Below are 23,567 nucleotides of genomic sequence, written 5' to 3' on the forward strand. Positions count from 1 at the left end.
TACCTCAGACTATAAATGAAAAAACCGCTTATCTTTCGATAAACGGTTTTAGTTTACGTTACGCGGTAGACCTAAACTTTAAAGCTTCCAACTTGGTGATCAAGGTTTTTATACAGCTTAGTAATGTCTTTGGACTGCTGTTGGATAAGATCCGATACAGACTGAACAGAATCAGTTTGGTCTTTCAACGACACCATGTTTTGGTTGATGTCATTAGCAACAATTGATTGCTCTTCTGTTGCTTGTGCCGTTTGCGCTGCCATCTCTTGAACCTTCGCAAAGGATTCCTGCAAACTATTGAACACCTTGGTTACTTCGTCAAAATTCTCCACAGTAAACCCAGCGTTATCACGGCTGTTCTGTATCGCTTTAGACGACTCAGACACATTAATCTTAAGTTGCTCAATCATGCCTTCAATTTCATTGGTGCTGTCTTGGGTACGCGTTGCTAGGGTACGAACCTCATCGGCGACCACTGCGAAACCACGACCTTGCTCGCCAGCACGCGCGGCTTCAATTGCGGCGTTCAATGCTAGCAAGTTGGTTTGTTCTGCAATGTTGCGAATCACTTCTAAGACAGAGGCTATGTTCTCAGAACTCTTTTGTAATTCATCAGAGCGGCCTAGTGCCAACTCTATATCAGAAACCAGTTCAGTAATCGCGTGCTGTGATTTATTGACTGCAGTCATACCATTTTGCGTCAAACTATTAGAAGTCTTCGCTTCTTCTGCAGTATCACGTGCTACCGTCGCCATTTGTTGGTTAGACATGTCCATTTCATGACCAGCGCTAACAATAGAGGCAGAGGCATTCGCTAATGCGGTCGTAATTCCAGAAGTTTTCATTGCGACGCTATTTAACTGACCTGTCATTTCTCCCAACGCATCAGACTGTTTATGAATATTAGCAATAATAACTCTTAGGCGACCGACAAAATCGTTAAATTCATTAGCAAGATCCCCCAATTCATCTTTAGTAGAAAATTCGATACGTTGAGTTAAATCGCCGTCGCCTTCCGATATTTCACGAATACGCTGTCCTAAATAACGCACTTGGTGAGCCAAGGTTTTAGGCGTTTTATAACTAAACCAAACGGCAATCAGCAAACCTATCGCAACAATAACAATGGCAACTTTTTCAAACGCTTTTTCTTCTTCTATTATGGCTTTTTTAGACATTTCTGCATGGTTATTTACCGCTTCGCCCGCTTTATCGAGGATACCTCTTAAAGCGCTAAAGTCTGCATTGGCTTTTTGCTCAGCGGCAGTAAAAGTTGAAGCATTTTTGTCTAATGCAACAAAGGCGTTAGAAGAGTTTAACCAAGTCGTAAAGGCTTTATCAAAGTCGCCCAGTGAATTATAAATCTGAGGTTCGGCGGATAAGTACTGACGAAATAAATTAAAACGATCTTTTACTTGTTGGGCATTTTCAACACGATCCTTTTCTTCGTCATCAAGCTTGCCCACACCAACCACAATACGTTGCTCAGCAAGCTTAGCTTGATAAAGATCTCGGTCCGCATTCAGAATAACTGCAGAGGCTTTTCCGTAAGAATCTGCTTGCGCATTAAGAGCAGCGCCTAACTGATTAACGATATACACCATTGAAGCTAAGGCCACAATAAAGGTAATACTCATCACAAGAACGGGTAAAGAGCTTTTCACCCTGATGGAATTAAAACGCATAATATTGTCTCCTAACAAAAATCACCGTGTCTAATGTATAACTCATAGTAGAGTGGTTTTGTACGATGAATCAATTCGATGTAACAATTACCTACATTTATACTGCATTTAATAACTTATAAATACTATCCTGTTGATATAGCTCAACAACATTAACATTAGACTTAATTAAAGATAGGTGACTGACCTTTGCCTTTATCAATAACATCAAGTAAAACAAAGTAATAAAGAGGACAATGGGTGCATACGAATCTATGAAAAGAGCAACGCGATAACATGACTTTCCCAACATTCAAAGCCAAACTCGCCCTAGCAGCTTGGTTAGAAACGCATACCGAGTTTCGATTGTCGACTCACGCAAGCGACCTAACTAGTGCGCTAAAAGAACTAGAAGCATCACCTAAATCCACCAGCTATCTAGCTCAGTTTACACAGCTAAAGCGTTACTTTAATCGTGGAATTTTAGGGTTGCTGATCGTTTCTTTGTTGCTGGGTTTTATGGCTGTGCCACCCGCTTTTGCGACAGGCCAATCCAATCAGGTGAATATTTTTTGGTTGTTCATTATCTTGCTGGGATTTCATGCGCTAAATTTTGTCGTTTGGTTTGTTACCATGATAGCCACCATGAAACAACACACAGAAAGTAAAGGTATATTGTTAAACCTGCTGATTTTTCTTAATCGTAAGATAAGTAAGCACTCACATATAAACACAGATGTGAGTGCGGCTTACATCCATTGGCAATGCCCTGCTCATTCGAATAAATGGTTAATCAGCAGTCTTTCTCATGGTGCATGGGGCTGTTATTTATTGGCAGGTTGGGCCATGACTCTGCTTTTGCTACTGACCAATCAAGTCAACTTTGTCTGGGAAACCACGCTATTAAGCGACGATGCTTTTATTCAACTGACGCAAACGCTCAGCGCTATTCCACAGTGGTTTGGTATTGCTCTTCCTAACCAATTAGACATTCTCGCCAGTCGCGTCGATCTTATTTCACAAACCGCTGCCACCAGACAGCATTGGGCGAACTTTCTACTCGCAAGTATTTTTATATACGGCGTGCTGCCGAGGCTAATTTTTACCGCCATCTGTTTGGGGATGTACCACTTTAAGCGATCTATTCAGCCTCTCAGTACGCAAGAAAAAATCATTCAGAATCGTTATCGCCAACAGGAAAGCCAGAGCCGCAATATCTTAGATGCAGACCATCATAAAGCCTCTCGCTCGCCGATGAATTCGGACGGTACAAATAATGATACTCTTGCAAACAGCGCCTTTTCTCAACATTGGGCTTTATTTGAATGGAGTCATGCTAAACCTGATTATTTAAATACTGCGCGTTCTGTCTCGCTACTAAACAGCCGAGAAGAACAAGATCAATTTTTAGCCTCATCCAAGGAAGAGCCTATTTATATTTTAGTCAACGCTGAACAAAGCCCAGATCGCGGCACACGACGATTTTTCACCCAAGCCAGCAAGGCGTACTCGACTTTGACCATGGTCATTGCAGAGCAAGGCAAGGCTAAATTTATCGAAGATTGGCAACGCCTAGCCAAAGAAGCGCACATTTACTCTACCCAACTCAAGCATAAGGACTAAGCCGTGTCGATATCTCTCTTGGTCGTTGGCCACGCAAACACAGGCAAAACCTCGCTGATCCGTACCTTGTTGCGTAAGCAAGACTTTGGTGAAGTAAGCGATAGAGCTGGAACCACTCGCCACGTTGAAAGTGTGAAAATCAAAATTGGCCAACAATCCGTTATCACCTTAACCGACACACCCGGTTTTGAAGATTCCATTGGCCTTTGGCAAATCCGCCATTCAGAAGCATTCCGATCTTACCAAGGCGCAGACTGGTTACAGCCATTTTGTGAAAGCCACTTTGCACAAGACGAGTTTGAGCAAGAAGCGAAAATCCTTAAGCAATTAACCAAGGCAGATATCATCTTATACGTGATTGATATTCGCCAGGCACCTCTCGGCAAGTATCTAGATGAACTGGCGTTATTGGCCAGCGCGAATAAACCCATTATTCCTATCCTGAATTTTAGCGCGTCGCCAAGTGCTCATCTAGAAGCTTGGCGTAAAGTCTTAGCAGAACGCCATTTGCATGCGGTGATAAAATACGACACGGTGGCTTTTTATTTCGAGGATGAAAAACGTCTATATCAAAGTATTCAAAGCCTGATGCCGGAAGATTATGACGCCATCAAACACCTAATTGAATCACGAGAAGAAGCCGCACAATTACGCCTTACTATGGCGGCGAATCAATTAGCCGAATTAATACTAAAAGCGGCTTGTACTCGCATTGAGTGCTCAAACTACCCGCCAACAGTCAGCGAGTCATCAGCTTTCGAAGGTAAGATTCGAACATTGGAAAGCCGTTATATCGCCGGATTATTGCGCCTTTATGAGTTTCAAGAAGAAGACTTAAAAGCCACACCACTGGCGATTAAAAATGATCGCTGGCAACAAGATATTTTTGATGCCGATACATTAAAAGAATGGGGAATAGAAACCAGTACCAGCGCATTAACTGGCGCGGCAATTGGCGCTGGTATTGATGTGATGTCGGCAGGTTTAACACTAGGCACCGCGACGACAATTGGCGCTATTTTAGGTGCCACATGGAAAACAGGCCAACATTACAAAGACACACTAAAAAGCAAATTTACCAAGCGCTATTATCTGTGTCTTGATAAAGCTACGTTAACGCTTTTATGTCTTCGTGGTTTAACGGTGATTCACCATTTACATCAGCGTGGTCATGCTTCTCAGCAAGCTTACGAACTTGCTAATCAAGCCCAAGACGATGATCTGATTGACCAAATTAAACCTTATTGGAAACAAGCTCAACAACACCCAGAATGGGAAAAGCAAAGTTTGCCAGATACCCACTCAAGTAAACAAGGCTTACAAACCGTACTAGAAAAAATCCTTAACTCAGATAAAAGCTCTAATAAGAATCAAAGCTAGTTTTGTTGATTCAGAAGTTCCTGATCCAAACGCAACTGTGTTTCATGCATCTGCTTTTCACAAGTCTCTAACAGATTCATGACATCACTTTCATGTAGCCCTGTTGTGTCTATTGGCGGCAACATTTCAACAATGACTTTGCCATTATCCCAGCGATTCAAACCCACTTGCCCATGCGTACTGCTGCACACAACGGGGACAACAGGAACACCCGCTTGTACAGCAGCATGAAAAGCACCACGTTTAAAGGGTAACCAACCACGCCCTCGACTGCGTGTACCCTCAGGAAACATCCAAATAGATAAGCCAGTTTTTTTCATGCTAAAGACAATTTGATCTATGGTGGCAAGCGCCTGTTTACGATTTTCTCGATTTATCAAAAAATTACCACTGGCCCAATACAAAGCGCCAAAGAAAGGAATCCAACGTAAGCTGGTTTTACCTACTGTCACCACGCCTTTGGGAACGACGACAGCCAAGGTAAACAAATCAAAATTATTTTGATGGTTAGCAACGTAAACAGCTTGGGGAATATTTTTTGCAGATTCGGCCACTCGACCTTCGACCGATAACCCAAACAGAGGGCCAATTTGGGCAAACACTCGACCTAAATAGTACACGCGATTTTTAGACCATAAGGTAAGCAGACAAAACACAATACCTAATAGTGTTACGCCTACCACCAACAATAATAGCAATGCCATCCGTATCAAAAGCAACATATTGGAATAACCTCACGTTAGCGGCGTGTAAGATTGATCTCTTATTGTCATTTATCGTTTATGAAAAGCTTCACGCCATTTAAAGAACTCTTCTGCAACCAAAGGCTTAGAGAAAAAATAGCCTTGTATTTTATCACAATGATATTGTCTTAAAAGCGCCGTTCCCTCCGCATTCTCAGCGCCTTCAGCGGTTACCTGAAAGCCCAAACTGTGAGACAGCTCAATGGTCGCCTTGGTAATAAACTCGTCGCCTTTATTGCTATCAATAAATTGGATAAAAGCTCGATCGATTTTTACTTCATTCACCGGTAACTCACGCAAATAAGCTAATGATGACTGTCCCGTACCAAAATCATCAATAGCAAGGTGAACGCCCATTTCTTGCAAAGCCTTCAAGACATTAATAACTTTCGCTCGATCTTTCATTACGGCACTTTCTGTGACTTCTAGCGCCAAAGCACGAGTTGGTAAACGATTCGCTAGCAATGCTTCAGACACAATAAATGGCAATTGTTCGTCTAACAGATCATGAGCAGATAAATTGACTGCTACACGTATCTCAAGCCCTTCTGCCCACCATTTACTCAGTTGGGACAACACAGTATTCAGCACCCATTTTGTTAACTGTTGGATGCTGCCAGCGTGTTCTAACAAAGAAATAAACTCATCGGGTGGAAGAAAACCTAATTCGGGATGAATCCAGCGAATCAAAGCTTCAGCTTCATTGCAATCATTATCTGCTAAACCCACTTTAGGTTGATAAACAACAAACAGTTGGTTGCTCTTCAACGCACTAGGCAGATCTCGGATAATTGTCAGCTGACGACGGTGGTTTTCATCCTGACCGACTTCATAAAAAACACATAACTCGCTTGATTCTCGTGCTTCATCAGCCACAATATCCAAGCGGCGCATGGCGCTATTTACACTGGCCGTAGCATGTTCAAATGGCAATATAGCAATACTAATATCAAGACGAATTCCAGAGCCTTTTTCTACTTCAAACTCTTCACTAAACAGACATTTTAAATCGCTACAATCTTGCTCAGTTATTGGACGACCAAAAATCAGCAAAAACTTATCACCGCTTAATCGAGCCAACATATTGGCATCATGCCCCCATGTTTGAAGACGTTCCGCCACTTTTGAAAGCAAGGCATTGCCGACATCAAATCCCAACATATTATTGATATCTTTAAAGTGACGAATATTAACAAGCACTAAACCACCCTGTTCTTTGGGTAATGTGTCGCTTAAATACTGCTCTACTGCACTCTGATTGAACAAACCTGTGAGCTGATCATGGGAAGCTCGATAGGTCAGCTCTTCTTCCCTATTAATAATCGAGTCTTGCATTGTCTTCATGGTATGGGATAAAACGCCAAATTCGCCAACCATACTCGGCGCACTAATTTTTTCTTTATTACCACCCTGACCAATTTGCTTGGCGTAGTCGACCAAACGGCTAATCGGCTGAGTCATATTTCGGGCAAGAGCAATACCAAAAAGCAGCGCCAGCGCCAGCGCACCAGTAAAGATCAAAACTAACTGGTTACGAGTGTTGTTGTAACTCTGTAGCCAAGGACCGTAAGGCAGATGAATAATGCCCCATTGATTTGGCATCCCAAGATCTACACCGAGCGATAGATACTTTTCATCATTAGAAAAAACGGGAGATTTAAGAATACTTTCAACGTTACCAATATCCTTCAGTAGAGCATCTTTCTCTTCTAACGGCAGGGTCGATCCACCAGAAAGAGAGTGTTCATTATCAACTTCATAGACAAAACTGATGTCTAATCCTGTGACATTTTTAATCTGCTCAGCCAAAGCTTGATCTAGCAAAAAAGCCATCCCAACCCACGCCACTACATTGGGTGCTTTTATAGGCACCAAAACCAGCTGATAAGCACGATTATCAAAGGCAATCATAGTACTGATGGATGAACCACCTGAACGACGTGCGGCAAAAACTAGCTCTGCAATCGTATTGTTAATATTCAGCTCTTGAGTGGCCGTAATCAATTCACCTTGAGGGGAAACAAGAAGTGAGATATCCGCGTTTATTCGCGCACCATGATTTTGTAAAACAGAACGAATTGTGCCGGTTTCTCTGGTCGCTACCGCTTGCTTAAAACCAAAGTCAGAGGTCAATATTTCAACGCCTTTGGTTAACTGTTCTGCGCGTGCTTCTAAAAATAAATCGAAGACATTGCGTGATACGTCGATGGAATGAACGCCTTGCCTGTAGTTATCCTCTTTTAGAGACGACAATACAGCTAACGCCGTTCCTAATTGAACCAGCGCAAGCAACACTAAGACAAACATAATGAGTCGTGCTTGAAAGCTTTTTAACACCTTAAAACCTCTTTAATGCTAATGACCTAGCCTGCTTAGCTTAAATTCCAAAAACACAACGGATGATCAAGAATAATAGGGCTTATAACATGTTTATGCTATATCAGACCTAATACACTTGTATATCAACAAAAATTAACTTAAGTTATTTTTTTAAACTTCTGTTAGTGGCCATATGAAAGAGCAAACTTATCGCGTCTACGAAGCCATCAAATTAGATCCTCTAGCCTCACAACAAGCGATTGCCGATCGACTAGGTATGAGCAGAGAATCGGTTGCAGGGCATATAATGCAACTCACTCGACAGGGTTATATCCTAGGGAAAGGCTACTTACTCGCCGAACAAAACGCTTATGTTGTTCTCGGTGGTGCCAATGTCGATATCAATGGTCATAGCAACGCGACCTTAAAATCTGGTGATTCAAACCCAGGAACCATTAGCCAGAGCCCTGGCGGAGTCGGTCGAAATATCGCTGAAAACTTAGCTCGTCTGGGTGAACATGTACATTTGGTCGCCCCCATTGGACTGGATCAACGCGGAGATTGGCTTATTGAGCAAACTCGTTTAAGTGGCGTCGAAACCCATAACGTTTTACGTCATGACACCTTACCAACGGGTACTTACTTAGCCATCAACAATGATAATGGTCAGTTGCAAGCAGCGATTGCTGATATGCGCATCATTGACACACTAGATGAGCAAAAACTTAGTAGCAAGCAGGCATTATTACAAAGCGCTTACAGCATTATTATCGATGCGAATTTGTCAGCCGAGGTTATCGAATGGTTGGCAAAACAACCTCTGTCGGCACGCTTTATTGCCGATGCAGTGTCCACCGCAAAAGCGCCTAGATTACGCTCTATCTTGCCGCAATTGAGCCTATTAAAAGTCAATCAAGATGAAGCTAGAGCCATTCTTGATAGCAATGAAACAGAACCAGAAAAACTAGCAGAAGCCTTACTTAACGCTGGCGTTGAAGAAATATTGCTCAGCCTTGGTAGCCAAGGCGTGCTTTTTGCTAACGTAGAATACAGCCAACGCAAAGCTTGCCACCCAAGCTCATCAGTTAGCGACAGCGGTGCCGGTGACGCATTGTTGGCAGGTTATATAAGTGCTCGTCAGCAGAACAAAAACCTCGATCAGGCTCTATCTTTTGCTCTGGCTTGCGCCGCGATGACATTAGAAAGCCCTCACGCAAATCACCCAGAACTTACTGTTCAAAATGTAACTCAATGGATAGAAAAACTATGAATCAATACCTAGACATACACCCAGATGTTGCCGCAGCCATTGCGGCAGGAAAACCTGTTGTCGCCTTAGAAAGCACCATTATTTCTCATGGCATGCCGTGGCCACAAAATGCCGAAACTGCCAAGAAAGTAGAGCAAATCATCCGTGATAATGGCGCCGTTCCTGCGACTATCGCCATTATTGATGGCCGCCTGAAAGCGGGATTAAGTAATGATGAAATTGATACTTTGGCAAAAGCTGGCTTGTCTGTGACCAAATGCTCACGCCGTGATTTACCCTTTGTTGTCGCACAAAAACAACACGGTGCAACCACGGTTGCAGCGACAATGATTATTGCGGCAATGGCTGGTATTAAAGTATTTGCCACTGGTGGCATTGGTGGCGTTCACCGCGGCGCACAGCAAACCTTTGATATTTCAGCGGATTTACAGGAGTTGGCCAAAACTAATGTAGCCGTTGTCTGTGCCGGCGCAAAGTCGATTCTTGATCTTGCTCTAACACGTGAATATTTGGAAACTCAAGGCGTGCCAGTATTAGGCTATAAAACCGATATGCTGCCTGCTTTTTATACTCGCGAAAGTGATCAAACAGTAGATTACAACATGCAGTCTGCTGGCGATATTGCCGACTTTATTAAGGCAAAATGGGGAATGCAATTGCACGGTGGAGCGATTATCGCGAACCCAATTCCGGAAGAGTTTGCGATGGATAAAGCGGCCATTGATGCTGCTATTAATCAGGCATTAACAGAGATGGAAGCACAAGGCGTAGCAGGTAAAGAGTCCACCCCCTTCTTGCTAGCACGCGTGGCGGAATTAACCGGTGGCGACAGTTTAGCCAGTAATATTCAGCTGGTGTTTAACAACGCTCGCCTTGCTGCCGAAATCGCCTCCGCACTTTAACCAAGCGAACTACATGGCAAACACCTACGTTTGTCATGTCTAACTAGCCTACAATTGGTTGATTTATATTGGTTTTTGTAGGTCGTGGCTTTAGCCCGACAAGACGTAATTTGTCGTGGTGAGTTTTTTGTCGGCATAAATGCGCGACCTACAAGATCAACGGAAGCCGTTTAGCCTCTCTTCGCGGGGAATTCACACTAAGAGATTAGCTTTGCCAATAATTGCCTTTCCAGTAGTCGATTTGATCGTCTCCGAGGAAACTCCACGCGACAAATCGACTAATTTTCTGGCCTTGCGCCATTTCAATCGTTTTCACTTGGCGAGCACCGACTTCCTTTAATGTGCGATAAATCGCCTCTAAATTGCCCTGACGCGCCACTAAAGAGGTAAACCAAAAACAACGATCAGCGTACTGCACACTTTCTTTTACCATGCGCGAGACAAAGCCAGCTTCGCCGCCATCACACCATAATTCTGCGGCTGTACCGCCAAAGTTCAGCACAGGCTTTTCCGTCGTCGTTGTTTTGCCTTTCACACCACGCCATTTTCGCTGAGATTCGTCAATCATTGCCGATTCGCTGGTATGAAATGGCGGATTACATAAGGTCAAATCAAAGCGATCTTTTTCCTTCCACACACCATCAAAAAGCTTAGTGGGTTGAGTTTGCAAGCGCGCACTAATCACGCCTTTGAGACAAGCGTTAGATTTCACAATGGTGTCACAGGTTGCCACAGCAACAGGATTCACATCGGAACCAACAAACTGCCAGCCATATTCTTGATGACCAATAATCGGATACACACAGTTTGCACCAACACCAACATCCAAAACTTTTATACCTTTGCCACGAGGAATCACGCCCTGATTACTGGCGGCCAGTAAATCAGCTAAATAATGAATGTAATCCGCTCGCCCAGGAATAGGTGGACAAAGATAACCCGGTGGAATATCCCAAAAGGCAACACCATAGAAATGACTAAGCAAGGCACGGTTTAAGGTTTTCACCGCATCAGGATTGGCAAAGTCCACTGACTCATTACCGTATTGATTGAGTTGAATAAAACCAGATAATTCAGGGCAAGAATCCGCCAATAGGGCAAAATCGTAGCGCGCACGATGCGGGTTACGAGGATGAAGCTCTAATTTATTGGTGCGTTTGCTTTTCGTATTCTTGCTTTTTAAGACCACTGTGATGCCATTGTTTTAAACCAAAACGCGAGTATAACCGAATTCCTCAGCTTGGACTAAATGTGCTGGAAGGTTACGGTTCTGGGTAAGGAATTAAGCTTTTTGCCACCTCTTCTGTGAGCTTTCTAAACCATTCAACGGCAGGGTCTCGCTCAATACTTTTTGGCCAACTTAAAAAATATTTTGAATCAGGAAATTCAACGGGCAGCGGTTTCATTGTAAGGTTAAATTGATCACAAAATCGCTCTGCCAATAAACCGCTGGTACTAATTAACAACGAAGTACGCCCTACTGTTTCTAACGCAGACAAAAAGTACGGCGTACGAAATGCAAAACGCCGTTCATGGGCCCTGTCAGCCAAAACAAAATCACTCACCACGCGTCGAGTTCCGCCCATACTAACCAGCACATGGGAAAAGCTTAAATATTCATCAAGACTAATTTTGTCTTGCTTAGCAAGTGGGTGATTATTCGACATGATGCAGCGAAACTTTTCACGCCCCAACAAAACTTTGCGGTAGGTATTCGGAATCTCAATGTATTCACTACATAACACCACATCGACAGAATGCTCGGTTTGACTGATTAAACTGGTTTCAGTAATAGTCGTTGTTTCCAAAGAGGCGAATGGCGCTTCTTGGTAAAAGCGTTCCGCTATAGCTGGCACATAGGCTTGAGCCTGATAATGGGTGGTTTGTAAGCGGAAAACACGGTTGCTGCTTTGCGGTTGAAAGTCTGGAGGAGACTCCAGCCCCGCCATTTGTTCCATCATTAACTTTAATGGCGCTTCTAGTGCTAATGCTTTTGATGTTGGCACCATGCCTTTTGAGGTACGAATAAACAAAGGATCATCAAAAGCGTCACGTAGTCGATTAAGCAATCGACTCATGGCTGATTGGCTTAAATACAGGCGATCCGCCGCCCGGCCAACGTTACGCTCTTCCAATAAATATAGAAGTCCAGTTAAGGATTTAAGATCCAAATGTTGTAGCGAACTAGGGATCATGACCAAATCTCGATTTATGCATAATGATTAGAACTATTATGCATTGGATTTAACAGAGGGGGGAAGCCATTATGGCATTTCTGGTTCACTTAATTTAAAAGGCTACTGCCATGTTAACTGCAAAACAGACTTTCTTGTACGGCCTCTTTTTTAGTTCTGTTACCGTGCTGTTTTGGGGAATGCTTCCTATTGCTCTTAAACTATCAGGTGGATTTTCCGATCCGATTACTCTGACTTGGCTGCGCTTTTCTATAGCGGGTATCATATTGGGCTTATGGCAATGGCAACGCGGCAAGCTAGGAGAATTTAAATCCTTGTCTAAAAATGACTGGCTACGTCTTTTCGCTGCAGGAACCTTTTTGATTATTAACTACACCAGCTTTGCGTGGAGCTTGAACTTTTTATTACCGGGTTCAGCGCAATTGAGTTTTCAAATTGCACCGTTGTTTCTCGCCTTAGGTGGTTTGTTCTTTCTGAAAGAAAACATTAACTGGCAACAATGGCTATGTTTTGTGGGAATAGGTCTAGGGATGTTGGTATTCTTCCACCCTATTTTTGGGCAAGGTGGTCAAGGCTCAATTTGGGTTGGTTTTGCTATTGTTCAAATGTCTGCCGCAGCGTGGTCTATGTATGCATTACTGCAAAAATCTTTGTTCAAACATCTAGCACCGTCCAATATTTTACTGGCGATTTATATTTATGCCTTGATCGTTATGCTGCCATTTTCATCGCCAAGCGAGCTATTAAAGATGTCTTCTGATGATGCTTGGATTGCGGCATTTTGCTGTCTTAATACACTTATCGCTTATGGCGCTTTTGCGCAAGCCATGCGTTATTGGCAAACAGTGCAAGTAAGCGCGTCTGTTGCTTTGACGCCTGTAATGGCATTTATACTGACCGAGCTTTGTGTCGCCTTTGGATGGTGGACGAGCAGTATTAGCTCATCTCATGCTGACTTGTTAAGTTTATTTGGAATGTTAATTGTTATCGTCAGTGCGATTAACGTGCAATTGATTAGTGCAAGAGTTCAGCGTAAAGCCGCGTTACTAACAAAGTCACTCAGTGAAGCGGCTTAATTTGATCTTCAAAGCTTTAGGCGGTTACAGCCATAACGTAAATGGAATAATTGAAATACCTAAAATAATCAACACGGCGATTAGAGTAAAAATTGCTTCCGTAGGATTCTGACGAGCGTGTTGTAAATAACCCAATATCCATTGCCCAAAAGTGATGGGACGCATGGTTTGAGCTCGGGCAATTTGGTCTTCTCGAATTAACTCTCTTGCTTTGATGGCTTGCTCTTTGTCTTTTACCCACAGACCAGCCATGGAAATTTGCCAGCGCCCTGCAGTGGTTTCGTAGAAGGCAATATCGTGGTCGGTTAATAGTTGACGAATATCATCCGCTTCCTCATCAGGAACATATTTAAGCCGAAAAACCAGAGTTGCCATATTGTAAAAACCTTGAGCGTAGAAATTGAGCGATAGAGGGTAAGAGAAGCGGACACATAATACAATCTAGTATCGCAATAGCGTCTTTATTTAATAGTGTTTTCTTCAAACCAGGCAATAACTTGCTCTTTCGGTAAAGGCCGGCAGAAGTAGTAACCTTGCACTCTGTCTACGCCAAGTTCTCGAACTGCGTTTAATTGGTCTTCTCGCTCAACACCTTCAGCCACCAGCTCCATGTTTAACTCTTTTGCTAATTTGGTAACCGAGGTAAGTATCTGACGGGTAAATTGATCATCTTTCAAACTAGCAATAAAGACTTGATCCAACTTTAATGTGTCGTATGGGAAACGCCGAAGAAAATCTAAACCTGCATAGCCCGTTCCAAAATCATCCACGGACAAACCGACACCCAAGGCTTTAATGTGTTCAAAACGACTCACCATCAAAGGCAACTCCACAGCGTTTAATGCACTGGTTTCAGTGACTTCCAGCCCTAGTCGACCTTTTAACTCTGGGTACTCTTCAAGAATAGTAGCCAAGGTGTCAGCAAAACCGTCTTTAAGTAAGCTGTGTCTATCAACATTGACAGCCGTTTTTATATTACGTAATTGCTCCGGATACTCTCTATAAAAGTCCCCAACTTTTCGAATTACCATCCAAGTAAGGTCATCAATCAGGCCAAGTCGATCTGCCATATCTACAATGACCAATGGCGAAACCTGACCATGGCGAAAGGAACGCCAACGGATAAGCGCTTCCATTTCATGAAAGCAACCAGCATTAAGCGAAACAATAGGCTGGAAGTGTACTTCCATGGTCTCACTTTTAATCGCTCGTTTGATGCAGTGGCGCAAAGAACGACGATAATAAACCAGTACGAAATGCCCGATAAAAAATGCAGCTAACAACAGCGCCCAACAAATTAGCATAACCGGCAAGAGCGACCAGAAGTGCCGCCAGTATAGACTTGAAGGCAAAAGTACGACCAATGACATAGACCAATCAGCCAAAGACGCTTCTTGTTCAGCCATAACACTTGAATCAATACCTTCTCTATTGGAAGAAAGAATTTGCTTGCCCAGAGTCAACTCATAGAAATAATCTGGCAAGAGTATTATATCAACGCTGATGGCAATCCTATCTGGTGGAGCTAGCCCATTAGCACCAAGACCGTCGCTTCTTTGATAAAAAGCAAAAAAAGTCGACTCACTCAAGGTATTAGAGCGCATGAGTGAAACCGTTTTTCTATCTGCACTACCTTTAATACGAGAGATAATAGAGTCATATATCTTGATATTAGCGGGACCTAGATTAGAGCAATAAACCTTAAAATTAGAGTTAAATAAGCCAATCTCTTTAAAGGTGGGCGAATAAAATGTTGCTCGACGTAACAGCTTGATATTATCCCTGTCACATGACAAATCAGCATCATCTGTAACCTGCTTTAGCTCAGTAAAAATGCCATCCATTCGCTCAGATAAAGCACGTTTAGCGGCTGTGGTTTTATTTTCTAAATCGTTTAATAAAGAAAGATAAAGCCCTAAAGTGAAAAGGGTCAGAATGAGAAATAGGGATAGAAGGCCATAAAAAGAAAGTACTTTTTTTTTCGAGGGCATTAATGCACTGATATTTTTAAACACAAAGCCGCCTCCCTACATTTAATATCTAACAACATACTTAATCTAACCACATAAACATACTATTTATAGGGTCATGAAAATATCCGCATAATTACACAGATATTTAAAAGTACCAATAAAAAAGACCGCTTTAAAGCAGTCTTTTATGCATAACCTAGAAGATAATCCTTACACTCACTACCTCTATCCAGCTTAGTAATAAAGTCTCTTAAGCATTATTCATTTCTGGGTAAAAAGTCAGAATACCACTAAATTACTCAGTACTGTTGAGGTGTTTTTTCAATAACAATAGTTAAGTAACCCACTTCGACCCCAAATTTTTTCATCACAGATTCGTTGATAACCACACCTTCTTTTACCATGTACATACGATCATCAACATTCACATCGATTAAGTCACCATCATAGGGAACTTGTAAGACATAATTCATAAACAAGGCATTACCGGATATTTTAATGTCACCAGATCCAACTACATCATTCGCTGTTGCTGAGTATTCGCCCTGCTCATTTGGCGTCATAATCCAAGTTCTATGTTGGATTTCACCATCATCAAACACAAATTTCTCAGCTAATATGCCAACACCACCTTTCCAACGACCTTCTAACGTAGCATTGAAATAACGAGTCACTTCACCGCTACGATTTTTCAAAATGCCATGCGCAGTTAAAGGCCCAGTAAAGAAACTTTGTAAGTCAAACTTTGGCTCATTTTTAGCGTACAAAGACACATCAGACGTAGAGCATGCCGTAAGCAATAATACACACAGTAAAACAGTGAGTTTACCCGTAACAGATCGGAACAGATGTCTCATATTACTTACTTCTCCTAAGCTAACGTTGAAAATAAATTACATATAATGGTATTGAATATCGACTGTTTGATATTTACCTTGTTCATCACAAATATTTGCTCGACCAGTAAAGCGTAATAATCTTTTGTCTGCTGGGTCATAAGCAACCACAATAGGATCGACCGCCAATTTTACCAACCAAGATACTGGAGTAAGTGCGAAACACTGAGCGCCGTCCGCAGTACCTTCCACACAGGAGGCTTTGCTAAAACGGAAGGAAAAGGTTGTTTGTTTGCTGGGCACTAGATATTCAATATCCATGTTTTTACCTGCTTCTAAGGCATCCCAGTACTGTTTGATGAATGCATCAAAGCCAGCATCGACAATCATACCTGCCGCAAGTTTCACAGAGGCTTTTTCTTCTTTAGCAGCACGATTTTCTTGATAAACGATGTTTAATTTCCCACCAGACTGAGTGACTCCAATCTTTTCGCCATTACGCTCATTAACCTGAGAAAAGCTAGGTGTCATCTTCGACTGAGAAAAATCGAGTTTTTTATGCCCAAAAACACGACCATCAGGCTCTGAATATTCTACATTGTAAGCTTCGTCGCTGAGTTTCTCGTGAGTTTCTCTATACAACAAAGCACCTGTTTTCACACTATAAGCACTGCCTACTATTTTTGAAAAAGATGTATCGGCCAAACAGAAAGAGCTAAAGAAGAAGGCACAAAGGGCTGCTATAAAAAACCGCTGCTGCGGAAAAAATACGAAAGAACGCTTCATTTTCTTATCTATCCTCACTTTTTAACTAATGCTCTCTTTGAAACAAGGCCCATTTTTCACAAAGCCATACGCCCAACGGTAACACCAAAGACCAAATAATCGCTACTATAAAAAGAGTCAAGATCACAGGTTCTGCCAAGCTGATACCGGCTAAATTAGCACCAGCAAAATAACTCATCGTTGGCCCAACTACGCCCATTACAGCGCTCAAAACATAACGTGAGCGCAAAAAAGCCAAACTATGAGCAAATAAGGTACCGACGCAAACCCAAAGACAGAGCAACCAAATGGGCGGCAATGCTGTTTGTCCAAACAATGTTACGTTCGATGAAAACACTCCGATTTGAAACAAAGTACCATCAATGACGACACCTAGTGCTAGGAAGGAAAACAGCAGACGCCATTCTCTACGAGAATGCATAAAATAGCGATCATGCAAAAAAAGATAAGCCAAAGTGGCGACCAATGCCCAAGCATTACCAGCAAGCAAGCAGACAAACCAAACGACTTGAAACAAAATGGCATTCATCAAAGGTTTCATGCCATTTACTCCATTTACTTAGTGCCAATCGACAAGCGATGATCCGGCTTAGCAAAAACAAACTGTCCTGTACTAATGGCTCGCTCTTTAAAACCACCTTCACAATAAGCTAGATAAAAGTCCCACATGCGACAAAACACATCATCGAATCCCATGTCGGTTACTTCACGACGTGCCGCATGAAAACGTGTACGCCAATCCGCAAGAGTTTTCGCGTAATGTTCAGTGATGTCTTCTAGCCCGACAATCTGCATGTCTGTTTTAGAAGCAATCTTGTGAGCAATCACTTGGTTGGATGGTAAACAACCACCAGGGAAAATATAACGCTGGATAAAGTCCACAGAGCTGCGTGCGTAATCATAGCGCTGATCAGCAATAGTGATAGCTTGAATCACCATGACACCGTGCGGTTTCAATAGCGCACTGCACTTAGAAAAATAACTGTCATAGTATTCGTGGCCGACCGCTTCTATCATTTCGATAGATACGAGTTTGTCGTATTGGCCTTGAAGATCACGATAATCTTCAAGCAACAAAGTGATCTTGTCTTGCAAGCCTTCGGCTTCAACCCGCGCTTTGGCAAATTCGTACTGCTCTTTCGAGATAGTCGTAGTAGTCACTTGGCAACCATAATGCTTCGCGGCATGAATCGCCATCCCGCCCCAGCCTGTGCCAATTTCTAAAAGATGATCATCTTCACTAAGCTGAAGTTTTTGGCAAATACGATCCAGTTTATTCACCGACGCTTCTTCTAAAGAGGAGTTAATCTGAGGATAAACCGCGGAGGAATACATCATGGTTGGATCTAAAAACAAAGAGAAAAAGTCATTACCCAAATCATAATGAGCAGAAATATTGTCCTTTGAGCCTTTTTTAGTATTAGCATTTAACTTGTGTACAATTTTGGCACCGATACGGCTCCAGATTGGGCGTTTCGCGTCCATTTTATTGATTAAATTCAGGTTAGCGACCATCAAACGAATAACACCAACAACGTCTGAAGACGACCACCAGCCTTTCATATAAGCTTCGCCCGCACCGATACTGCTGTTTTGGAATACATCTCGGTAAGCATGAATATCGTGAACATGAATATGAGCAATGTATTGAGTATTATCTTTCGCTTCACCAAAGGAATAGGTTTCACCATTCTCTTCCAACGTAAGATGACCCACTTCCAATTTACCCAGCATAGTAAAGACCATTTTGCGGGCTAAATTATCAAACCATGTTGTTGTGCGATTTTTTCTCACTTTTTGATTATCCATACTGACGGAGTTCATACTTGTTAGTCTCCTAATGCATTTGTTCTACTTAATTTATTATTTCAATTTAGTAGTGGTAGACGATGAATTCGGATGTGAATAAAAAGGGACTTTCTTCATCCAAAGCTTAAGTGCTTGCCAATAAATACCGAATGCGACTTTCATCGTCATGACAGGGTAATTAAACAGCACCCTAGCCATGGAGTTTGACGTTAGTGTCATTCGAGTCAGCGACAATGTGGCATCAAACACACATTGCTCACCCTCTAATTCTTTGTTCTGCATGTGTACAGCTAACTTCTTATTCGGAACATTGCTGCGCCAATCGTAAAAATGTTCCATCGGATGAAAAGGCGACACATGCATTGCCTTATTGAATTGAATACGCTGCATTTGATCGCTTGGATCACATTTTAAAACGTAAGGTATTTTCTCGTTCCAAGGCGTGTTTGTCACTTCAAGCAACATGGCTTGCAGCTGCTCATTTTCATCAAAGCAGTAATAGATGGTAATGGGGTTAATGATGAAGCCAAAGTAGCGGCAATTGGTCAGCATGCGCACAGAGCCAGATAACTTCAGCCCCAGACGATCATTCACTTCCGACAACACCGATTGTTTAATGGAAAGAGATTGGTTCCCGAAATAATCCTTCCGACAGAATCGAGCGAGAGACCAATTCTTCATTGACCACCAAGGACACATCGCCAACACATCGTCTAACTCGTCTAAATCGAAATACATCATAAAAACACGATAACGAAACGCATGTTCGCGTGGAGTGAAGCGACGATGACGCACCATTCCCTGATAAATAGCACTGTGCTTAGGAACAAAATCTACCATGAAACACCAAGTCCATTCGCGACACGAACACCGCTCCAGCAACCATCTTCATGAAATCCGTTGCGCCAATAGGCACCACAGAACCATGTTTTGTTCACACCATTTATCTCTGACCAACGGTCCTGAGCCTTGATGCCTTCCAAAGTAAAGGTAGGATGAGAATACTGAAAGCGCCCAACTATTTTGTCTTCCGCGATCATATCCGTCTGATTCAAGGTCACCACATAAGTCGTGTCGCTGGAAAAATGCTGCAGAATATTCATGTTGTAGCTAAGGGTTGCAGGTTTAGTTCGATCCGTGCCGAGGTGATAATTCCAGCTCGACCAAGCCAGCTTTTTCTTAGGTAAAAGTCGTGTGTCGGTGTGAAGTACCACGTCGTTATTTCGATAAGGAATCGCACCCAAAACTGCTTGCTCGTCTTGGGAGGGATCAGCTAACAAAGCCAAGGCTTCGTCACTGTGACAAGCGAATACCACTTGATCAAAAATTTGTGCTGAGCCATCACCAAAATGAATAATGACTTTATCTTCAGAGCGATGCACTTGAGTAATATCTGCCCCAAGCTCGATTCTGTCTTTGAACTTTTCAACCAGAGGCTGTAAATACGCCGAAGAACCTCCTTCGATTACTCGCCATTGCGGGCGATCATTAACGCTCAATAAACCATGATTTTTAAAGAAACGAACGAAGAATACCAAAGGGAATTCCATCATTTCATCCAAGGTAGACGACCAAATAGCGCTTCCCATAGGAATCAAGTAATGGCTCGCAAAGCGGCTACCGTAACCCTTTTCTTTTAGATATTCGCCAAGCGTCACGCCTTCTTTTAACTGGCCGCTTTCTAGGTCAAAAATGGCTTCTTTATTAAAACGTAGGATGTCTTTTAACATGCCAATAAAAGAGAAGTTCAATAGGTTTCGACGCTGAGCAAACAAGGTGTTTAAGTTGTTTCCACCATACTCTAATCCACTACGCTGACAGCTGACGCTAAAGCTCATTTCTGTTGCTTTAGATTTCACACCTAACTCGTCCATCAAACGAATGAAGTTTGGGTAAGTCCAGTCATTAAAGACAATAAAGCCAGTATCAATTGCCCGAGTACTCCCTGCTTCTTCTACTTGTACGGTCGCAGTATGGCCGCCGATCCGCTCTGCAGATTCAAACACCGTCACATCATGTTGCTGCTGTAAAAGATAAGCGCTGGTTAGACCGGAAATCCCTGATCCAATAATGGCAATTTTCACTCATTGTCCCCTTAAAACATATTTTGTGATTACCAGCTGAACTGGTGTTTTTAGATTTGAAATCGTTATTTAGTTTTTGGCGCCAACATCGAAAGCCATAATTTAGGAAAATGTCTTCCTGCCCACAACATGGCCGTTAGCCGTTTTGGAAAGGCGTACTCGAATGGACGAGACTCTAACGCGTTAAACATTCGTTTTGCGGCATCATCCGGTGACATTAGAAACGGCATAGAAAAGGTGTTTTTCTGCGTCAAAGGCGTATCAACAAAACCCGGCAATAAACAGGTGACATCGACATTAAATTGCTTTAGATCCATTCGTAAAGAAGATAAGAAATATCGAATAGCGGCTTTACTTGCTCCATAGGCTTCAGCTTGAGGGAAGGCGGCTTGTACAGCTTGAGAACTCACACCCACCAAATGCGGACTTGATGCTTTTTTAAGCAAAGGTAAACACACTTCAACACTGTTCACTAGACCAAAGAAATTAACCGACATTATGCGATCCATCATTTTCCAATCTGGTTCATTAATATCTAAATATTCACAGGTTCCTGCATTCAATACAGCACAATCTAAATGAGCAGAATAGGAACTCAAAGTATCATGAACCGCTTCGATCTGACTGTCATCGGTCATGTCAAAGGGCACAAAGGCTAAGCTATCAAACGCTTCTAATAGATCCTCAAGCTCACCGGACTTTCTTGCGCTAGCTAACACTCGCCAGCCGTCTTCTAGATAACGCTTAGTTAAAGCAAGCCCTATACCAGAACTTGCTCCGGTTATCCAAACGACTTTTTTATCCATTGCCTGACTCATAGGACTCTCCTTAGTTCGCTAGGCGCTTTTTTAAGCCTTTTACCACAGCACCCAACAAAGGCACGTGCTCATAAATCAACTGACCAAGGTCATAAACATCTTCATGAAAATAGATACGCTCGTTAAATTGCACCTGGCTAATGCCGCGAACAGTAATGGTTTTATTGCCTAGTTTTGGATGTTTGAAATGCATATTCCATTTTATGTAGGCCGTATTATCGGACACAATTTGATCTAAATATTCGAAACGGCCACTGTGAACGTTGACACACATCTCTGACAAATAAGCATGCAAGTTTTCTGCACCACGTAGCTCATGGACAGGATCTTTAAACAATACATCTTCTGTATATACGTCATCTATTTTGTCTAGCTTTGGATGCTTTACATCAAGATAAAACGCTTTAAAACGCTCTATTAACAAAGAATTGGGATCCATTTTAGAGTCCGTCATGCCCATCACTTACCTTAGCCATCTTGATCTGGAGAATTGATCAAAATCAATTCGTTTCATTTATTTTCCTTAAACGTGTTCAAGCAAATTCTGGATCACTCTTTTTTTAAATAGAGGGTCTGAAAAGTAAGATTTTTCACACCCTTATTTTTACCTATTTAAAAGTACAAATGTTTTTACTATTAAAAAAGACGAATGTGATCCATCCTTCTAATTAGCACGTATATTTGAGAAACGACATGTCAGCCTTCCTTTTGGAGCGATAAATGGAACGCGCAATACAAATAGAACCAGATGAACAACGCGTAGCAGATATGCTTGCTATTGCGGAGCACAGAGATCAAGCGGCACTCGTTCGTCTGTTTGATCACTATGTTCCGAAAGTAAGAGCTTTTTGCCTAGCAGCACAGCCTGGTGCCAATTTAATGGCCGATGATATTGCTCAAGAAGTGATGATTCGCATATGGAACAAGGCTCACACTTACAAGCCTGAATCCGCGTCTCTTAACACTTGGGTTTTTACTCTAGCTAGAAACGCACGTATTGATTATTTGCGTAAAAACAGTCGCCATCAGTCAGATATTGACCCTGAGTATCTTTGGCAAAATGTGGTCGATGAAAATGCGGACCCATTCAAAGATGCGCAACAAAAAAGAGATCAGGAACGGATTCAACAAGGCTTAGACAAATTGCCTGCGGATCAAAAACAGGTTTTGGCCAAAGTCTATTTGGAAGGCAAAACTCATAAAGAAGCGGCAGAAGAGTTATCTCTTCCACTTGGGACGATTAAGTCTCGAGTTCGCCTAGCTTTGCACAAACTCACTATTTACGTTAAGAGGTAGTATCGATGATTCACTACCATCCATCGATTGAAATACTGACCGACTACGCTGCCGGCTCATTACCATTAGCACATTCTTTATGCGTATCTACACATCTAGAACGTTGCCATGAGTGCCAACAGCAAATCCGCAAGTTGGAAATGCTCGGCTCACATCTTTTTGATCAGACTAAGACCGACAGTCGTCAGCTTAGTAATTTAAAAGACAGCTTTTTCGAAAAGCTAAACGCACAAGCCGAGCAAAACAACAGTCTGAAGGTAGAAGAAGAGCCAACAGCGATTGATTGGGATAACTACGCGATTCCTAAGAGCCTGCGTCAATTTATTAAGAAAAATTACGATGACTTAAATTGGATGCGCTTATCACCGTCGTTTAAGATTGCCACCCTTTACAACGAAGAAGGCGGTGCTCAGATTGCGCTCACCAGAGTAAAAGCGGGCGCTCACATGCCAACTCACACGCATACTGGTGACGAAATAACTTTGGTATTGGAAGGCGCATTTTCTGATGAGAGCGGCGTCTATCGCCAAGGCGATTTTATTAATCGTGACGCCAGCCATAAACACAAGCCAATCGTCACCAAAGACGCGGAATGCATCTGTTTAACCGTATTAGACGCACCAATTGAATTTACTGGTTGGTTAACACGATTATTGAATCCAATTATTCGTCGATACCATCCACATTCGAGTTAATAAAAGCAGACTGTGCCTATCAGCAGAGCCAACGATAGGCACACGATAGCAGACGTTAGCCAATAACAAGCAAATTTTGTGAAAATCTGGTATAGTCC

The 23,567-nt window shown here is 42.4% G+C and carries 22 protein-coding genes; 7 read left to right on the forward strand and 15 right to left on the reverse strand.

Annotation, left to right across the window (positions count from 1 at the left end; translation table 11 throughout):
• Positions 1 to 71: 71 nt before the first annotated feature.
• On the reverse strand, positions 72 to 1,685 hold the full coding sequence (locus tag KPL72_RS13355) for a methyl-accepting chemotaxis protein (protein WP_219703253.1): 1,614 nt from the start codon (positions 1,683 to 1,685) through the stop codon (positions 72 to 74).
• 276 nt (positions 1,686 to 1,961) lie between these two features.
• On the opposite strand from KPL72_RS13355, the gene KPL72_RS13360 reads away from it, so the two are divergent.
• A complete protein-coding gene (locus KPL72_RS13360; RefSeq protein WP_219703255.1) occupies positions 1,962 to 3,287 on the forward strand; it encodes a DUF2868 domain-containing protein in 1,326 nt (441 codons plus the stop codon).
• Positions 3,288 to 3,290: 3 nt separating this feature from the next.
• A complete protein-coding gene (locus KPL72_RS13365) occupies positions 3,291 to 4,667 on the forward strand; it encodes a DUF3482 domain-containing protein (RefSeq protein ID WP_219703257.1) in 1,377 nt (458 codons plus the stop codon).
• On the opposite strand, the gene KPL72_RS13370 is transcribed toward KPL72_RS13365, so the two are convergent.
• Together KPL72_RS13370 and KPL72_RS13375 are read right to left on the reverse strand one after the other, a co-directional pair.
• Complete coding sequence (locus KPL72_RS13370; RefSeq protein ID WP_219703259.1) at positions 4,664 to 5,389, reverse strand: 1-acylglycerol-3-phosphate O-acyltransferase; 726 nt, start codon at positions 5,387 to 5,389, stop codon at positions 4,664 to 4,666. The genes KPL72_RS13365 and KPL72_RS13370 overlap by 4 nt on opposite strands.
• A gap of 51 nt (positions 5,390 to 5,440) precedes the next feature.
• Entirely contained in the window at positions 5,441 to 7,747 is a 2,307-nt protein-coding gene (locus KPL72_RS13375; protein ID WP_219703261.1) for an EAL domain-containing protein, read from the reverse strand.
• Between the two features lie 175 nt (positions 7,748 to 7,922).
• Here KPL72_RS13375 and KPL72_RS13380 point away from each other — a divergent pair, with 175 nt between their 5' ends.
• A complete protein-coding gene (locus KPL72_RS13380; RefSeq protein ID WP_219703263.1) occupies positions 7,923 to 8,999 on the forward strand; it encodes a carbohydrate kinase in 1,077 nt (358 codons plus the stop codon).
• Entirely contained in the window at positions 8,996 to 9,901 is a 906-nt protein-coding gene (locus KPL72_RS13385) for a pseudouridine-5'-phosphate glycosidase (protein ID WP_212916740.1), read from the forward strand. Before KPL72_RS13380 ends, KPL72_RS13385 begins: the two co-directional genes overlap by 4 nt.
• A gap of 205 nt (positions 9,902 to 10,106) precedes the next feature.
• On the opposite strand, the gene rlmF is transcribed toward KPL72_RS13385, so the two are convergent.
• Both rlmF and KPL72_RS13395 read right to left on the reverse strand, forming a co-directional pair.
• Positions 10,107 to 11,090, reverse strand: a complete 984-nt coding sequence (gene rlmF, locus KPL72_RS13390; RefSeq protein ID WP_219703265.1) for a 23S rRNA (adenine(1618)-N(6))-methyltransferase RlmF — start codon at positions 11,088 to 11,090, stop codon at positions 10,107 to 10,109.
• 73 nt (positions 11,091 to 11,163) lie between these two features.
• Complete coding sequence (locus KPL72_RS13395) at positions 11,164 to 12,096, reverse strand: LysR family transcriptional regulator (RefSeq protein WP_219703267.1); 933 nt, start codon at positions 12,094 to 12,096, stop codon at positions 11,164 to 11,166.
• A 110-nt stretch (positions 12,097 to 12,206) separates the two neighbouring features.
• Here KPL72_RS13395 and KPL72_RS13400 point away from each other — a divergent pair, with 110 nt between their 5' ends.
• Positions 12,207 to 13,172, forward strand: a complete 966-nt coding sequence (locus tag KPL72_RS13400) for a DMT family transporter (protein WP_219703269.1) — start codon at positions 12,207 to 12,209, stop codon at positions 13,170 to 13,172.
• A 24-nt stretch (positions 13,173 to 13,196) separates the two neighbouring features.
• Here the strand turns inward: KPL72_RS13400 and KPL72_RS13405 are convergent, their stop codons facing one another.
• The 10 genes from KPL72_RS13405 to KPL72_RS13450 form a co-directional block, all read right to left on the reverse strand.
• On the reverse strand, positions 13,197 to 13,547 hold the full coding sequence (locus KPL72_RS13405; RefSeq protein ID WP_212916744.1) for a DUF6164 family protein: 351 nt from the start codon (positions 13,545 to 13,547) through the stop codon (positions 13,197 to 13,199).
• 86 nt (positions 13,548 to 13,633) lie between these two features.
• A complete protein-coding gene (locus tag KPL72_RS13410; RefSeq protein WP_219703270.1) occupies positions 13,634 to 15,187 on the reverse strand; it encodes an EAL domain-containing protein in 1,554 nt (517 codons plus the stop codon).
• 257 nt (positions 15,188 to 15,444) lie between these two features.
• Positions 15,445 to 16,002 carry a DUF3833 domain-containing protein gene (locus KPL72_RS13415; RefSeq protein ID WP_219703271.1) on the reverse strand — a complete coding sequence of 186 codons (558 nt, stop codon included), beginning with the start codon at positions 16,000 to 16,002 and terminating at the stop codon, positions 15,445 to 15,447.
• 36 nt (positions 16,003 to 16,038) lie between these two features.
• On the reverse strand, positions 16,039 to 16,767 hold the full coding sequence (locus KPL72_RS13420; protein WP_212916747.1) for a hypothetical protein: 729 nt from the start codon (positions 16,765 to 16,767) through the stop codon (positions 16,039 to 16,041).
• A gap of 25 nt (positions 16,768 to 16,792) precedes the next feature.
• Positions 16,793 to 17,308, reverse strand: a complete 516-nt coding sequence (locus KPL72_RS13425) for a DUF2878 domain-containing protein (protein ID WP_212916748.1) — start codon at positions 17,306 to 17,308, stop codon at positions 16,793 to 16,795.
• A 14-nt stretch (positions 17,309 to 17,322) separates the two neighbouring features.
• On the reverse strand, positions 17,323 to 18,591 hold the full coding sequence (locus tag KPL72_RS13430; protein WP_212916749.1) for an SAM-dependent methyltransferase: 1,269 nt from the start codon (positions 18,589 to 18,591) through the stop codon (positions 17,323 to 17,325).
• Between the two features lie 39 nt (positions 18,592 to 18,630).
• Positions 18,631 to 19,416, reverse strand: a complete 786-nt coding sequence (locus tag KPL72_RS13435) for a DUF1365 domain-containing protein (protein ID WP_219703272.1) — start codon at positions 19,414 to 19,416, stop codon at positions 18,631 to 18,633.
• Positions 19,410 to 20,660, reverse strand: a complete 1,251-nt coding sequence (locus KPL72_RS13440; protein ID WP_219703273.1) for an NAD(P)/FAD-dependent oxidoreductase — start codon at positions 20,658 to 20,660, stop codon at positions 19,410 to 19,412. The genes KPL72_RS13435 and KPL72_RS13440 overlap by 7 nt, the downstream gene beginning before the upstream one ends.
• Before the next feature lie 65 nt (positions 20,661 to 20,725).
• A complete protein-coding gene (locus KPL72_RS13445) occupies positions 20,726 to 21,478 on the reverse strand; it encodes an SDR family NAD(P)-dependent oxidoreductase (RefSeq protein WP_219703274.1) in 753 nt (250 codons plus the stop codon).
• A 10-nt stretch (positions 21,479 to 21,488) separates the two neighbouring features.
• Positions 21,489 to 21,932 (reverse strand): nuclear transport factor 2 family protein, encoded by a 444-nt coding sequence (locus tag KPL72_RS13450; protein WP_249422250.1) that lies wholly within the window; start codon positions 21,930 to 21,932, stop codon positions 21,489 to 21,491.
• A gap of 266 nt (positions 21,933 to 22,198) precedes the next feature.
• Between KPL72_RS13450 and KPL72_RS13455 the strand changes: the two genes are divergently transcribed.
• Together KPL72_RS13455 and KPL72_RS13460 are read left to right on the forward strand one after the other, a co-directional pair.
• The gene (locus KPL72_RS13455; protein WP_219703276.1) at positions 22,199 to 22,774 is read left to right on the forward strand and encodes a sigma-70 family RNA polymerase sigma factor; all 576 of its coding nucleotides are present in this window, start codon (positions 22,199 to 22,201) and stop codon (positions 22,772 to 22,774) included.
• A gap of 5 nt (positions 22,775 to 22,779) precedes the next feature.
• Positions 22,780 to 23,469: a ChrR family anti-sigma-E factor gene (locus tag KPL72_RS13460; protein ID WP_219703277.1), complete on the forward strand. Its 690-nt coding sequence runs from the start codon at positions 22,780 to 22,782 to the stop codon at positions 23,467 to 23,469.
• Positions 23,470 to 23,567 lie beyond the last annotated feature (98 nt).

Source organism: Marinomonas lutimaris (assembly GCF_019426345.1).
In the GTDB taxonomy this organism is placed as follows: Bacteria; Pseudomonadota; Gammaproteobacteria; order Pseudomonadales; family Marinomonadaceae; genus Marinomonas; species Marinomonas lutimaris.

Coding starts and splice junctions, on each gene's coding strand:
- KPL72_RS13355 (WP_219703253.1), bottom strand. CDS start 1,685: ATGCGTTTTAATTCCATCAGGGTGAAAAGCTCTTTACCCGTTCTTGTG.
- KPL72_RS13360 (WP_219703255.1), top strand. CDS start 1,962: ATGACTTTCCCAACATTCAAAGCCAAACTCGCCCTAGCAGCTTGGTTA.
- KPL72_RS13370 (WP_219703259.1), bottom strand. CDS start 5,389: ATGTTGCTTTTGATACGGATGGCATTGCTATTATTGTTGGTGGTAGGC.
- KPL72_RS13380 (WP_219703263.1), top strand. CDS start 7,923: ATGAAAGAGCAAACTTATCGCGTCTACGAAGCCATCAAATTAGATCCT.
- KPL72_RS13385 (WP_212916740.1), top strand. CDS start 8,996: ATGAATCAATACCTAGACATACACCCAGATGTTGCCGCAGCCATTGCG.
- KPL72_RS13395 (WP_219703267.1), bottom strand. CDS start 12,096: ATGATCCCTAGTTCGCTACAACATTTGGATCTTAAATCCTTAACTGGA.
- KPL72_RS13400 (WP_219703269.1), top strand. CDS start 12,207: ATGTTAACTGCAAAACAGACTTTCTTGTACGGCCTCTTTTTTAGTTCT.
- KPL72_RS13405 (WP_212916744.1), bottom strand. CDS start 13,547: ATGGCAACTCTGGTTTTTCGGCTTAAATATGTTCCTGATGAGGAAGCG.
- KPL72_RS13415 (WP_219703271.1), bottom strand. CDS start 16,002: ATGAGACATCTGTTCCGATCTGTTACGGGTAAACTCACTGTTTTACTG.
- KPL72_RS13420 (WP_212916747.1), bottom strand. CDS start 16,767: ATGAAGCGTTCTTTCGTATTTTTTCCGCAGCAGCGGTTTTTTATAGCA.
- KPL72_RS13425 (WP_212916748.1), bottom strand. CDS start 17,308: ATGAAACCTTTGATGAATGCCATTTTGTTTCAAGTCGTTTGGTTTGTC.
- KPL72_RS13430 (WP_212916749.1), bottom strand. CDS start 18,591: ATGAACTCCGTCAGTATGGATAATCAAAAAGTGAGAAAAAATCGCACA.
- KPL72_RS13435 (WP_219703272.1), bottom strand. CDS start 19,416: ATGGTAGATTTTGTTCCTAAGCACAGTGCTATTTATCAGGGAATGGTG.
- KPL72_RS13445 (WP_219703274.1), bottom strand. CDS start 21,478: ATGAGTCAGGCAATGGATAAAAAAGTCGTTTGGATAACCGGAGCAAGT.
- KPL72_RS13450 (WP_249422250.1), bottom strand. CDS start 21,932: ATGACGGACTCTAAAATGGATCCCAATTCTTTGTTAATAGAGCGTTTT.
- KPL72_RS13455 (WP_219703276.1), top strand. CDS start 22,199: ATGGAACGCGCAATACAAATAGAACCAGATGAACAACGCGTAGCAGAT.
- KPL72_RS13460 (WP_219703277.1), top strand. CDS start 22,780: ATGATTCACTACCATCCATCGATTGAAATACTGACCGACTACGCTGCC.